The sequence below is a fragment of the Chitinophaga sp. genome (assembly GCF_036566945.1).
Classification (GTDB): Bacteria; Bacteroidota; Bacteroidia; order Chitinophagales; family Chitinophagaceae; genus Chitinophaga.
Genome location: NZ_DATCVJ010000394.1, coordinates 1 through 14021, shown reverse-complemented (window position 1 = coordinate 14021; position 14021 = coordinate 1). Strand labels below are relative to the sequence as shown.

At 41.8% G+C, this 14021-nt stretch carries 10 protein-coding genes and 1 tRNA gene; 8 read left to right on the top strand and 3 right to left on the bottom strand.

What is annotated here, in order from left to right:
- The first annotated feature begins 249 nt into the window (after window positions 1–249).
- The 3 genes from VIP81_RS11675 (at window position 250) to VIP81_RS11665 (ending at window position 4759) form a co-directional block, all read left to right on the top strand.
- Window positions 250–1071, top strand: a complete 822-nt coding sequence (locus VIP81_RS11675) for a sigma-70 family RNA polymerase sigma factor (protein ID WP_331960247.1) — start codon at window positions 250–252, stop codon at window positions 1069–1071.
- 98 nt (window positions 1072–1169) lie between these two features.
- Window positions 1170–3491 carry a DUF262 domain-containing protein gene (locus VIP81_RS11670; RefSeq protein WP_331960244.1) on the top strand — a complete coding sequence of 774 codons (2322 nt, stop codon included), beginning with the start codon at window positions 1170–1172 and terminating at the stop codon, window positions 3489–3491.
- A gap of 191 nt (window positions 3492–3682) precedes the next feature.
- Complete coding sequence (locus tag VIP81_RS11665; protein ID WP_331960241.1) at window positions 3683–4759, top strand: Shedu immune nuclease family protein; 1077 nt, start codon at window positions 3683–3685, stop codon at window positions 4757–4759.
- A gap of 118 nt (window positions 4760–4877) precedes the next feature.
- Here VIP81_RS11665 and VIP81_RS11660 read toward each other — a convergent pair.
- Window positions 4878–4951 (bottom strand) — tRNA-Lys (locus VIP81_RS11660).
- Window positions 4952–5110: 159 nt separating this feature from the next.
- On the opposite strand from VIP81_RS11660, the gene VIP81_RS11655 reads away from it, so the two are divergent.
- On the top strand, window positions 5111–6289 hold the full coding sequence (locus tag VIP81_RS11655; RefSeq protein WP_331960238.1) for an acetyl-CoA C-acyltransferase: 1179 nt from the start codon (window positions 5111–5113) through the stop codon (window positions 6287–6289).
- Window positions 6290–6338: 49 nt separating this feature from the next.
- On the opposite strand, the gene VIP81_RS11650 is transcribed toward VIP81_RS11655, so the two are convergent.
- Entirely contained in the window at window positions 6339–6635 is a 297-nt protein-coding gene (locus VIP81_RS11650) for a helix-turn-helix transcriptional regulator (protein ID WP_331960234.1), read from the bottom strand.
- Between the two features lie 644 nt (window positions 6636–7279).
- Between VIP81_RS11650 and VIP81_RS11645 the strand changes: the two genes are divergently transcribed.
- The 4 genes from VIP81_RS11645 to VIP81_RS11630 all read left to right on the top strand — a co-directional run bounded on the left by VIP81_RS11645 (window position 7280) and on the right by VIP81_RS11630 (window position 13461).
- Complete coding sequence (locus VIP81_RS11645) at window positions 7280–8914, top strand: DUF1800 domain-containing protein (RefSeq protein WP_331960231.1); 1635 nt, start codon at window positions 7280–7282, stop codon at window positions 8912–8914.
- Window positions 8915–8932: 18 nt separating this feature from the next.
- Window positions 8933–10516, top strand: a complete 1584-nt coding sequence (locus VIP81_RS11640) for a DUF1501 domain-containing protein (RefSeq protein ID WP_331960228.1) — start codon at window positions 8933–8935, stop codon at window positions 10514–10516.
- A gap of 19 nt (window positions 10517–10535) precedes the next feature.
- A complete protein-coding gene (locus VIP81_RS11635; protein ID WP_331960225.1) occupies window positions 10536–10916 on the top strand; it encodes a hypothetical protein in 381 nt (126 codons plus the stop codon).
- Between the two features lie 88 nt (window positions 10917–11004).
- A complete protein-coding gene (locus tag VIP81_RS11630) occupies window positions 11005–13461 on the top strand; it encodes a TonB-dependent receptor (protein WP_331960222.1) in 2457 nt (818 codons plus the stop codon).
- 14 nt (window positions 13462–13475) lie between these two features.
- Here the strand turns inward: VIP81_RS11630 and VIP81_RS11625 are convergent, their stop codons facing one another.
- Complete coding sequence (locus VIP81_RS11625; RefSeq protein ID WP_331960219.1) at window positions 13476–13949, bottom strand: hypothetical protein; 474 nt, start codon at window positions 13947–13949, stop codon at window positions 13476–13478.
- Window positions 13950–14021 lie beyond the last annotated feature (72 nt).

Here is a 14021-nt window from a genome sequence, read left to right as displayed (position 1 = left end):
AAAACATACACCAAACTTATGATTGAAAAAAGCTGCCGCTCACACCTGCATTATTTTTATGCCAAAATATTTCGTCAAAGACTAATTACCCCGGCCACGAGCATGCTAAATACCCTGGCTTTCAACTATAGAAATCCCAGGGTGTATTGCTCTCCAATTTATTATTAATGAGAAAGTGGCATTACCTACCTCATTATATTCGGTGAAGCCGAATCATTTGTATTTTTTTACGTAATTCCAATAGAGAAAATGTCCGACATAGATTCTCCATTATCAACATCAGAAGACAGCTCCCATCAATACTTTCTGTTATTCCAACAAGGCTCGCCAAGAGGCTTAACTTACTTTGAGGAAAAGCTAAGTAAGTCTTTACATTATTTTGCCCACAAAAGAATACAAAATAATTTTGAAACTGACACTATTATTCAGGATGCATTTCTATGGATCTGGGACCACCGACATGATATACAAAGTTTGGAGCAACTTAAGGGGTTTCTTTATAATCAGGTACGATGGAGGTGTTCGGAATATCTTAGAAAAAAAACAATCACTACATCACTGGAATCCTATGATGACAAGGGGATTTCCCTTGCCATTAGCGATCCCCAAAAGGAATCGGAGGAACGTGAAAAAGCGCGGATCGACGAAGAAAATCGGGAGCTGATCGAAAAAGCACTTCCTTATCTGTTTCCTACAAAAAAAATAATTATGGATTTACTCAAAAGAGGTTTCAGTCATAAACAGATTGGCAAACATCTGGGCAAGACTTCTCAAGCTGTAAAAAGGGAGGAGAGTGAAATCATTAAAGAATTAATAGCAATAACTAAGAGGCTAAAAACGATAGCAATTGCCTATCATCAAAAGCCGATAATACCAGTAGCTAATTACGAAGTATATATCACTCCTGTGCAAGCCCTGATATTCAAACTTCATTATGAAAAAAGGTATTGCTTAGCCCAAATAGCTCTTGAACTAAAAATGACGCCGTTTAAGGTATTTAAAAAATATCAGGAGGCTGTATGGAAGCTCGAAAGGCTGAACAGATCCCGGAAGAGAAGAAGTTGCCGCTGAGAATATAACTATCATTACGGTATCTCTTGATAAGAGTCAATCAGGCATATACCTGCTATAATAGCAATTAATTCATTTCTGAAAATAAACATTAAAACATGAAGACAACTGCATTAAAAAGTGAAATACGTGAGCTGTTTAAAAAAATGGTTATACGACACAAGTTAAGATCTATAAGCTCTATACTTCAGCTAAATAATGAACAGACACATTTTTTAAACTATGCCCCGTCCTATCAACGTAAATATGTATGGACCAAAGTAAAAGCTACCTACTTTATTGAAACCATTTTACTGCATGGCGAAATACCACCTATTGTAATTTATATAAAGGGGAAAATTTGGGAGGTAATAGATGGCAGGCAAAGATGTGAGACGATCGAAAGGTTCATTAAGGACGGCTTCTCTTTGAAATCTCGCGGACTTGATCGGTTGTGGAATTTGGCAGGAAAAAAATTCTCACAACTAGATGAAAAAATGAGAGAACGGATATTGGATACCAAACTCAGATTAATCACCATAACGGATTCCGGTGATGCAAATATTAATTCACTCGGAGAGGAGTTAATTAAACGTGAGATTTTCAAAAGATACAACCTGGGCATATCTCCTCTGAAAAAAGAAGAAGTATTCAAAGCGCAATATCTTCAGGATGAAATCAATCTTTATTTTAAAAACCAATTTCAAAGAGATGAGAGCCTATATAATCAAGTAATGGGCTTATTTGAACACCGAAGCAAAAATCTGGAAACAATGATGCAGCATATTCGGCAAATGCTGGTTCTCCATAATATTCCCATCAACAGATTCATTAATGAACAGGAAGATATAGTAAACATCTATTATGATTATCTTTCCTACAGCACCATTACAAAGGGAAAACGGGAACATATTCGACTCATCTTTGAAAAATTTAAGGAAAAATGTCATTTTCTTATGGAGATTAAGGCCCTATTGTATAAAGAGGGTATTTCTTCAAATGGTGTAATTTACGAATGCTTATATTGGGCGCTGTCTATATGCGAAAAGGAAAAAGTTGAATTAAATGCAATCAATAATGCAACTTTCAAAGAAAGAATGGTCAAACATTTTGCAAAGCAGCTACAAAACTATCGTATTGAAAGAAACAATCATGTGCAACAAATATTGAAAAGGTATGGCCAAGTTTCTTCGTTCTTCACTTCTCAGTTGAATATCTCGTTTGTAAACTACCTGAAAAGTGATGAAACATTCCTTTCTACACATAAGAAGAAGATGCATAAATATATGGAAGAACGTTTCTCTACAGGATATGAAAACGAATACTTTACCAAAACGGAACCGACAACCTGTTCAGTTAACGATATCCTTCGCGAAATGAAAAAGGGAAAATTTATTCTTAACCCCCCCTATCAGCGTACCGAAGTAATGAAGATAAAAAAATCTTCTTTATTAATAGAAAGCATGTTGTTAGGGATTAAAATCCATCCATTATATACTTACCGAAGAAATAGCGGAATTACTGAAGTTGTTGACGGCCAACAGCGATTGTTTACAATAATTGGATTTTTAGGAGAACAATATGCAAATGGGAACGGCGTCATGACAACTTCCAATAAGGATAAATTTTCTCTCGATTTGCGTTCAGGATTATCGCCACAGCTGCACGCAAAGAAATTCAATCAGCTTTCCGAGGATGAACAATTATGCATAAAAAATTATGACCTGGAGGTTATAGAGATCAAGGAGGAAAACAATAAAGATTTTAAGCCTGAAGAATTATTTAAGCGACTTAATAATAAGCCATTTCCTATAAAGGAACATACTTTTGAATTCTGGAATGCTTATATTGATAGCGAAATTACCAATTCTATAAAGAATATTTGCGAAAGAAACAGCTGGTTGTACTTAAGAATAGAAGACAAAAGAATGCTGAATGAAGAACTTGTTACCTGTTTAGGCTATTTACACTATATAACAAAGGGTGCACCAGACATAGAGGACATCAAAGAGATTTTTGAAATAAGGAAACACCCAACTACAATCATTCTCACACTTAAGAATAAATCATGCATTACTCAAATATTAGAGAATCCCACATTTAAGGCAGAATTCCTCTTGGCACTTAATGACTTTGAAATGGATTTTATAGAGAAAGTTAAATTACTCATTTCGAGCCCCACAGGTAAAACAAAGGAGTTCATAAGTAACAGACGATTGGATTCCATTCTTCTGACAGGTACCGTAAGAGTATCCATGGGGTTTTATCTGTTATGGGTAATACTAAAAGGTATTCCAATAGAATTTATAAACGAGAACCGGTCTATAGTACAGCACAAGATCAATAGAATATTTTCAATGTTGAGAACATCTGATTCCGTAGAAAGGCTCGAAAGGGCTATTGTTGAGGCTTGGGTACTTCCAATATCTGCAGATGAATAAAACTGGTCAGTTATATAAAGAGAAGTTGAGCCACTCTGGAATCATAAAGCAGACTTCAGTTCAGTAAATAGATCTTTTGTACATTAATTCGTCGGTTAACCCTAATGTACCCGTCTTGGCATCAGCAGTAAATAGATCTTTTGTACATTAATTCGGGTACTCAATTATAAAAAATAGTTTGCAGTTTTATTATGAAAATAAGTGATATTATTTTTAGATTTCAAGGTAATTATCATAAAGATGGCTTATGTAGGGTACGCATTTTTGTCAATAATCACCAACAAGTGGTTGCCCTTTTAACTGATTTAGGAGATCTGAATCCCTGCGGATCTGTGACCAATTATATTGAGGTAATTGTTGGCCAGTTGAATAGCAGGTTAATTATTCCGAAAAGTTCTATTATTATTGAACACTATGAACCGGCGGGATATCATAGCGATAGTTTTGATATCGTGACTATCCAGAAACAAAACCCTGAATGGAAAAGTATAAGTCTTACAGAAGCATTAGGAATAATTTCATGCAGTGAAGACGAAATAAAAAATTATACTTACAATAATGAAGTCTTACTGCATGAAATTGAAAAATTGAGAGTACAGATAAATCCACATTTGGATTTCCCACACCAGGTAGATTCCACTCGTTTACTGCGTCAGTTGACAATCGAAAAATATATGTTGCCTAAAACTGAAATACAAAAATTGATTCATGCAGGATGTAACGAACGGGAAATTCAACTGTTACTAAAACAAGACCTCTCAATATTTGCCGAAGCATATGCTTCTCCTGCAGATAATTACATCTGCTTTTCTGAATTTCCTTTAGATGGGGGGTGTATTGACTTTGCAATTTTTACTGGCAGGTCACGAATGGATGTTATATTAATAGAAATAAAGGGAGCCGATTTTAATATTATTAATCAGTCCGGATATCAAAAATTTAATGCGAAAATCGATACTGCTGCAAGCCAAATAAGAAATAGATTAGGATATATTCATCGTAATATGGAATCGTTTAGACAATATACCCATGAAATCAGAAAAAAAGTAATTGCCGGCAAATCCATCTACAATTCTTTTCCGGGACCTGAAGCTGCAACTGAAGTCGATGGAAACAAGGATATAAACATTCACAATGTTATTATCGGCGGTAGAACGGTCGATGATTTAAGTGAAAGCAAAATTAGACATGATTTCGAGAATTATTTTGGTCTTCCAATCAAACTTGATTCTTGGGATTCATTTCTTAAAAAGCTAAGGAGACAATAGCCAAAACTTGAAAAGCGTATCACTTTTTCAATATGAATTCGATTTATGGGTCTCGTTTTGTGTCTCAAATGAAAAAAGGGTTTCAGCAGATTGGTGCTGAAACCCTTTACTATCTGTGTGACCCCCCTGGGGCTCGAACCCAGGACCTACTGATTAAGAGTCAGTAGCTCTAACCAACTGAGCTAGGGAGTCATTCCAACGTTCATTGTTAAAAAACGTGAGCGCAAATTTAACGGATCTTCTGAATATTTGTGTACTTTATTTAATTAAATTTGGTAACAAGGACGAAATGTGGATAAATACCCATTATGTTGATAATCTAACCGTTAGCTCATTATAAAATTTTTTTTCATGCAAGAAGCGTATATAGTAGCCGGATTCCGCACCGCGGTGGGTAAGTCTAAAAGAGGGGGATTTCGCTTTTACAGACCAGATGACCTGGCTGTAGATGTCATCACCGGGTTGTTGCAATCCTTGCCACAACTGGATCCTAAGCGGGTAGACGATCTGATTGTAGGGAATGCGGTACCCGAAGCAGAACAGGGTTTACAGATTGGTCGTATGATTTCTGTGAGGGCATTGGGTATTGATGTACCGGGCATGACGGTGAATCGTTATTGCGCTTCCGGATTGGAAACCATTGCCATTGCAACGGCTAAAATCCAGACAGGGATGGCAGATTGTATCATTGCAGGTGGTACAGAGAGTATGAGCCTCGTACCGGTGGCAGGATGGAAAACCGTTCCTAATTATACCGTGGCCAGTACCAATCCCGATTATTATATTGGCATGGGACTCACCGCTGAAGCAGTGGCTAATGAATTCAAAGTAAGCCGCCAGGACCAGGATGAGTTCTCATTTAAATCGCATCAGAAGGCATTAAATGCCATACAGAATGGCTATTTCAAGCCAGGCATTCTGCCTATTAATGTAGAAGAAGTATATGTAGATGGTAATGGTAAGAAACAAAAACGTTCTTATACCGTAGACACTGATGAAGGCCCTCGTGCAGATACTTCGATGGAAGCATTGGGTAAATTGAAACCCGTTTTTGCTGCCGGTGGCTCTGTTACAGCAGGTAACTCTTCTCAAACATCCGACGGTGCCGCTTTCGTAGTGGTGATGAGCGAGCGTATGGTTAATGAGCTGGGATTGAAGCCTATCGGTCGTTTGGTAGGTTGCGTGTCGGCAGGCGTGCATCCTCGTATAATGGGAGTAGGTCCGGTTGCAGCGATTCCGAAAGTATTGCAGCGTACCGGCAAAACCTTATCTGACATTGATTTGGTGGAATTGAATGAGGCGTTTGCATCTCAGTCTATTGCCGTGATCCGCGAGCTGGGTATCAATCCTGATATTGTGAATATCAATGGTGGCGCCATTGCCCTCGGGCACCCGCTGGGATGTACCGGTGCAAAATTAACCGTGCAGTTGCTCGGTGATTTAAAGCGGCTCAATAAAAAATATGGTATCGTAACCGCATGCGTAGGCGGTGGACAAGGGATTGCGGGTATCATAGAAAATATTAGTTAATGCGGTCAACTCATCTATAACGGAAAAAGGAGCCACGGGCTCCTTTTTTTTATGTCGCCTGTTCCGATGTATCATATACCTCCAGCTGCGCCAGGTAAGCGAAAGAAGCCGCCGGTATCTTGCCGGGATCAGTAAACACAATTTTGTGCAGGTGTGCAGGCTGACGAAGATCAATCCCAAACAACGCTCCCATTCTCTCATGAAAAAAATGATTGCCCTTCGACCTGCCCCTTTCATAAGTGGCAAAGCTGCCGCGTGATATGCCCAGCAGATTACTCATTTCCTGTTGTGTAAGTTTTAGTTCTTTTCGTATCAATTTGATGAAACGCTTATTATAGTGATGCATTGGTTATTAAGATTAAAAATGTTACAAATCTGTGTCGCTGTAACAATAATTGACTATATTTGTATTGTAATATGTAATGCGTTGATATTAATATAATTAAATTGATATGAGCGACAATTTTTTGATAAGGAAAATGTTATTTTGAGCATAGGATGCCCGTTACCGTGATTACGGTAAAAACAGAAAAATGTTAGTAACTATTTCAAGTACTAACGACTGTCAAAAAAATCGGGCGGCTTATGAGTGAGGAAGTTTGCAAAGTAAGCAGATCGGAATACAAACTGGCGAATCGCCGTTTTTTCATCAATCTTCATTTATCTTTTTTTGTTTAGTTACAAAAAAGCCAAAGGGGCTGTCTATTCTTTCCAGGAGGCGACAGTCCCCTTTTGGCATGTCTATATATCGACAGACATTTTCCAAAGTTATACAATTTATGATGCGTTAACAAATAAAATATTTGTAACTAATTGATTATTAAAATGATAAAGATTGTTTCAGCATGATAATCGAAATGACTTTATGATCGGGGAAAGATCATGTTTGAACTTCTTTATAATATAATATCACTTTCCCTTTAATTAGATTAAAGTTTTTGTTAATTTGGCCCTATAATCGGCCCCCTAAGCCATCAACCATATCACTTTATGGATCGCAGACAATTCCTGACCTTATCGCCTGATCGCAGCAATACAAGCAATGCTGCCGCTTCGGCACGTACCGACACCGGGATGGCACCCTATACCGGTGACTGGGAATCATTACAACAGATACACCTGCTGAAACGTACCCTATTCGGCGTTACTCCCGCTAATGTGAATGCCTTTAAAAGCATGACCATGCAACAGGCCATAGATACCCTGCTCACCGCACAGGCAGATCCCGCACCACCCGTGAATAACTATGGCGTGGATGCTACCGGCGTTACTCCCGGCGCTACCTGGGTCAACGCACCACTCGGTGATGAAATGCTGGAAAGGAAAAGAATCGCCTCCTATAAAGCCTGGTGGACAGGACAAATGATTAACCAACCCGCAAGCATACACGAAAAAATGGTGCTCTTCTGGCATAATCATTTTGTGACAGAAACAGGGATGGTAAACGATAGCCGCTTTATCTACAAATACAACCTTACCCTGCGCAAACATGCACTCGGGAATTTTAAAGACCTTACCAAAGCCATCACGCTGGATCCTGCCATGCTCGTGTATCTCAACGGATATCTTAATTCAAAAGGCGCCGCCGATGAAAACTACGCCAGAGAATTACACGAACTTTTTACCGTAGGAAAAGGCCCTGATTCCCATTATACGGAAGATGATGTACGAGCCACTGCCCGCGTACTCACCGGATTCCGGGTCGATAGAACAAACATCGTGAGCCTCTTCGATACTACCCAGCATGATATCACCAATAAACAGTTTTCAGCTTTTTATCTCAATAAAGTAATATCCGGGCAAACAGGCCCCGATGGCGCCGGTGAAGTGGATGCCCTGCTCAATATTATTTTTGCACAACCAGAAGTAGCGAAATTTATTTGCCGGAAATTGTACCGCTTCTTTGTTTATTATGAGATAGACCAGGCCACAGAAACAAACGTCATCGCACCACTCGCGGAAATATTCCGCTCCAGTGGGTACGACATAAAAATTACACTCAACGCCCTCTTCAACAGCGAACACTTTTTTGATCCGCTGAATATGGCCTGCCTCATCAAAAGCCCGGCAGACTTTTGCATCGGCATCTGCCGCGAATACGGCATCACTTTCCCTTCCGATTATACCAGTCGTTATGCTGCATGGGCAGCTATTCACGGAAGCGCAGCCGCCATGTTGCAGAACTTTGGAGATCCTCCGCTCGTGGCCGGATGGGAAGCCTACTATCAGGAACCTTCCTTCCACGAACTATGGATCAATACAGATACATTGCCTAAACGCAATAAACTCAGTGATGCCCTCGTGAGTACGGGCGGCTTCAGCAATCTCCATATCGATACCATCGCCTTTGCCAGCCAGCTGCCACATCCCGAAGATCCGGTAGCACTGGTCAGCGATTCCCTGGATATATTATATCGTGTAGGCGTTTCCGATGATACTAAAGCATTTCTGAAAAATAGTATTATCCTCTTCGGCCAAAGTCCTAACAGTAATTTTTACTGGACAGATGCCTGGAATTCCTATAAAGCATCTCCCGGCGATGCTGCGGTGAAAGACAATGTGGAAAGCCGTCTCAGAGCACTGTATAAATACATCATGGACCTGTCAGAATATCAATTAGCCTGATAGCTGAAAAACCTTTTTATGAAAAGAAGAGACTTCCTTAAATATACAGCGCCAGCTGCTATCCTGCCTACCTTAATCAACGGCTTTTCTATTAAAGCCTTCGCTTCCTCGCCTATGCTGAATGCGCTAAGCAGCGCTTCTGCAGATAATGATCATGTGCTGGTAATGATTCAGATGACAGGTGGAAACGATGGCCTCAACATGGTGGTGCCACTCGATGTATATGGCAAATACCAGGCTGCACGTACGAATATCGCTATCCAGGAAAGTAAAGTACTGCGATTGGATAATTACGTTAAATCTGGTTTGCACCCATCCATGAAAGGCCTCCAGCAACTCTACAACGATGGTAAAGTCAGCATTGTGCAAAGCGTGGGATACCCTTCTCCTAACTACTCACATTTCCGCGCCACCGATATATGGCTCACCGGATCTGATTCCAACGAAGTACTCACTACCGGCTGGGGGGGGCGTTATCTCGATACACAATACGAACACTTCCCCGACGGATATCCCAACGCAGAAGCACCCGACCCACTGGCGATACAGATAGGATCTATCGTATCTCCGGCTTTTCAGGGACCTAATGCAAGTATGGGTATTGCGATTACCAGCGCGGATGATTTTTATAATTTGATAGACGGTGTTACAGACCCCGTTCCTAATACCAAAGCAGGCAAGGAGCTCGCGTATATCCGTCTCATTGCCAAACAAACAAACAGCTACGAAAAAGCCATTACTGCCGCCGCTAAAAAAGTGACTTCACAGGGCGCTTATCCAGCCAATAACAATCTGGCAGAACAGCTGAAGATCGTAGCACGACTGGTAGCCGGCGGATTGAAAACGCGGCTCTATATGGTCAGCACCGGTGGTTTCGATACCCACGCCAATCAAACTGAAGGAGGTGACACCAGCAAAGGTGGCCATGCTAACCTGCTCGGTGGTGTATCCGACGCTATTAAAGCTTTCATGGACGATCTGAAAGGATTGCACGCGTCCCGCAGGGTAGTGGGCATGACTTTCTCCGAATTCGGCCGCCGTATCAAATCCAACTATAGCATGGGCACCGACCATGGCGCAGCCGCGCCCATGATCATTTTCGGGGATTATGTAAACCAGGGCGTGCTGGGTAACTCACCCACCCTGCCGGATACCTCCTCGGTGATAGATAATATCCCCATGCAATACGATTTCCGCTCTATTTACGCGTCTATCCTGGAACAATGGTTTTGTGTGGATCAAACAGAGCTGCAAAAAATTATGGGGAAAGACTACCAGCGCCTTCCCCTGGTCAGTGGCGTAGCCTGTGGTACCATCACCAGTTTGCCGGATTTGAGTACAGATGGCAAAAAGCTCATCTTTAATGCACCAAATCCCTTTGCCGGTTATACATACATCACTTATATCACCGGCAGCGGCAATACCATGATCCAGATCTTTGATACCACCGGTCGCCTCATCAGCGTACCCGTAAATAAAGTACATACACCCGGTACCTATAAAATTACCTTCGATGGCCATCAATTGCCCGCTGGTATTTATTATGCCCGGTTTCAAAACGGCCCCATACAACAGGTATGGCCTATGCTCAAAGTAAAATGACCTTATAATTTCATTAATAATGGTGCAACAGTGTTGCAAATTCATCAATTTTGCTACCTTTGCCTCCGTGTACAAAAGCTATCTGCATAAAATATTAGCTATTATTCTCCTGGGTGTATTTGCCATTAATACCATCCCACGGGAATTTATACACGAATTTTCCGGTCACCATGATACTGTGGACGCGGTGCATCAGCATGATGGCGTTACCATTTCTGAACACCACCGGCACTGTGACTTTCTGCAAATAGGCGTAGAGCCCTATGAGCCATTCGTTACCTTGTATATAGCCCCGGTTCAAAAAGTAATCTGGGTATTTTACCCGCTATCCATACCGGAAACCACACATACTACCTATTATAATCTCACTCCCAGAGCGCCACCAGCCGCCATTGCATAGTTTTTTATCGCCACGTGAACATATGTGCACGTTGACTACTGTTTATGGACCATGGTCCCATCTTTACTGATTCTATATATTTTCAGATATGCATTATTTGCGTGTATTTATACTCGGACTCTGGAGTGTAATCTTACTGGCATTGCCCGCCGCCTATGCTGGCGTTAACCCCGAAGAAGGGGTATACTCAAACTCATTATCCGGTAAGGTAGTAGATAAATTATCGCATACACCTTTACCCGGCGCCACCGTATACCTGCCGGATCTGCGCGTAGGCGCTGCTGCCGATGCACAGGGAAATTACACCATCAAAAATCTGCCTAAAGGAAAATACCTGGTAGAGGTACACTATATCGGGTATGCCGCTTATACAGAACAGGTGGCTGTATCCGGCGCTGTCAACAAAGATTTTATACTCGCTGAAACACTGATAGAAAAAAATGAGGTAGTGATTACCGGCGCCAACCTGGCTACTTCTGTAAAGAAAACAACTACCCCCATCAGTGTTATCCGCCGCGATTACCTCGATGATAATATCTCCACTAATATCATTGATGCCATTGCGAAGGTACCCGGCGTTACGCAACTGTCTACCGGTCCGGCTATTTCCAAACCTTTTATCCGGGGTCTCGGCTACAACCGCGTAGTGATAGTAGGAGATGGTATCCGCCAGGAAGGCCAGCAATGGGGCGATGAACATGGTATTGAGATCGATGACTATAATGTTAGCAGAATAGAAGTGCTCAAAGGACCTGCATCCCTCATCTATGGCTCAGATGCACTGGCTGGTGTGGTAAATATTGTGCCACCTGCTCCGCTGCCAATGGGGAAAATAAAAGGAAATGTAGAAGCTAACTATCAGACCAACAGCGGATTGATGGCCTACCATGCCGATATCGCCGGAAATAATAACGGCATCAGCTGGGGAGCTTATGTAACACAAAAACAATCGCACGATTATAAAAACAAATACGACGACTACGTTTTTAATTCCCGCTTCAATAACACCAACTATGGCGCTACTATCGGTATCAATAAGCAATGGGGATATTCTCACCTGAGTTTTTCTTCCTTTAATCAGCACCTCGGACTCGTAGAAGGTGACCGCGATAGCACCGGTGGCTTTATAAAGCCGGTCAACAATAACGGAGTGGCGGATGAAGCACCGGTTACCAGCAGCGACAACAAGTCATATAGCATGACGGTACCTAAACAACAGATTAATCACCAGAAAATAGTATGGGATAATAATCTGTATCTCCATAACGGCGGGCGTTTAGGGCTCACATTGGGCTATCAGCTGAATCAGCGCCGTGAATTTGGCGATGCGGTAAATCCCAACACACCGGGATTGTACCTTCATCTGCAAACATTCAACTACGCCCTGAAATATTATCTGCCCGAAATGAACGGCTGGCAAACAACTGTGGGCGCGAATGGGATGCAACAAACCAATGAAAACAAAGGTGAAGAATTCCTCATCCCGGCATACGACCTGTTCGATTTTGGCGCTTTCGCTGTTACCAGCAAAACGTTCAATAAACTCACCCTTAGCGGTGGGCTGCGGTTCGATAACCGGTCTATGAATTCCAAAGCCCTGTTCCTGGATGCAAGCGGTAAACCCGCTGGTAGCGGCGATGCGAAGTTTGATGCATTTAAACGCAACTTCTCTAATATATCCGGTAGCGTAGGACTTAGTTACGAAGCCAGCGACCGCGTAGTGTTGAAATTGAATGCTGCCAGAGGTTTCCGGGCGCCCAATATTGCAGAACTCTCTGCCAATGGCGTACACGAGGGAACTATCAAATATGAATATGGTAACCAGGACCTGAAACCGGAAGTATCTACACAGGTAGATGCAGGTATCGACTTCAATACCCAGCACGTTTCCTTAACAGCCAGTGTCTTCTATAATCATATTAATAACTTCATCTTCTCCCGTAAACTCTTTAACCAGGCGGGTTCCGACTCTATCCCGGCTGTCGATAACGAAGAAGGATATGCTGCTTTCAAATATCAGCAAACAGATGCCAACCTTTACGGAGGAGAACTGATGCTGGATATACATCCGCATCCCATTGACTGGCTGCACTTTGAAAATACCGTTTCTTACGTAAGGGCTACTACCAGTAACGGTACTGACTCTACGAAATATCTGCCCAATATTCCGCCTACCCGTTGGTTGTCCGAATTAAAAGGGAAGTTTAAGAAAGTAGGTAAAAGCCCGCTGCAGAATGCTTACATAGGTGTGCAGATGGATGTGAACTTTGCACAAAACGATGTATTCTCCGCTTATGAAACAGAAACCCCTACGGGCAGTTATACTTTATTTAATGCCGGACTGGGATCTGATTTCGTAAATAAGAAAAATAAAACACTGTTCTCCCTGCATTTTGCCGTGAATAACTTCACAGATGTGGCCTATCAAAGTCACCTGAGCAGGCTGAAATATGCGCCCATCAATGAAGTTACCGGCAGATCCGGCGTATACAATGTGGGCCGGAACTTCAGCTTAAAGCTGGCAATTCCGATTGATTTTAAATAAAATAGGTTGTTTCTTTAAAAGGGTCCTGCGTCAGCAGGGCCTTTTTTTATGCTGTCTGCCGCCATAGGCGCATCCGCTATTTTCGTATAGGTGGCCTTGTTATTTTTTATTTTGAAGAAGAATTTTCTGGCAGAAGGCGATGGGATGTTAAACCCCACTGAAGTATCCGTACCCGTTATAATCAGTTCCGGCACCGGTATCACCGTAACGCCCGAATCCAGTGCGCGCATATAGTTGATTAACCGCTTGCCATTTTGGGTAATATGGATAGTTTGCATCCCTGCCGATGAGTTAACAATTGCGGCAGTAATCCCTTCGGTTTCAAATACCGCACTGTCACTTCCGGCATTTCCACTGATCAGTTTAAACGGAATAGGCGCACTTTCTTTCGCCGGTTTTGCAGGAGTATTTGTTTGGCCGGCTTCCTGTTGAGCAGGCTGCTGGCAGCTTAACAATAAAATAGGTAGCAATAGTAAAGCTCTGTACACGATAAGTTGATGTTTGGAAGGATAAAGCTATTGAATTTTTTATGGATCTGTTCATCCGGAAGTATTCTTATA

What these genes read in the sequence shown, in the direction of transcription:
- VIP81_RS11675 (WP_331960247.1), top strand. Translation starts at nt 250, where the DNA reads ATGTCCGACATAGATTCTCCATTATCAACATCAGAAGACAGCTCCCAT.
- VIP81_RS11670 (WP_331960244.1), top strand. Translation starts at nt 1,170, where the DNA reads ATGAAGACAACTGCATTAAAAAGTGAAATACGTGAGCTGTTTAAAAAA.
- VIP81_RS11630 (WP_331960222.1), top strand. Translation starts at nt 11,005, where the DNA reads ATGCATTATTTGCGTGTATTTATACTCGGACTCTGGAGTGTAATCTTA.
- VIP81_RS11645 (WP_331960231.1), top strand. Translation starts at nt 7,280, where the DNA reads ATGGATCGCAGACAATTCCTGACCTTATCGCCTGATCGCAGCAATACA.
- VIP81_RS11650 (WP_331960234.1), bottom strand. Translation starts at nt 6,635, where the DNA reads ATGCATCACTATAATAAGCGTTTCATCAAATTGATACGAAAAGAACTA.
- VIP81_RS11655 (WP_331960238.1), top strand. Translation starts at nt 5,111, where the DNA reads ATGCAAGAAGCGTATATAGTAGCCGGATTCCGCACCGCGGTGGGTAAG.
- VIP81_RS11635 (WP_331960225.1), top strand. Translation starts at nt 10,536, where the DNA reads ATGGTGCAACAGTGTTGCAAATTCATCAATTTTGCTACCTTTGCCTCC.
- VIP81_RS11640 (WP_331960228.1), top strand. Translation starts at nt 8,933, where the DNA reads ATGAAAAGAAGAGACTTCCTTAAATATACAGCGCCAGCTGCTATCCTG.
- VIP81_RS11665 (WP_331960241.1), top strand. Translation starts at nt 3,683, where the DNA reads ATGAAAATAAGTGATATTATTTTTAGATTTCAAGGTAATTATCATAAA.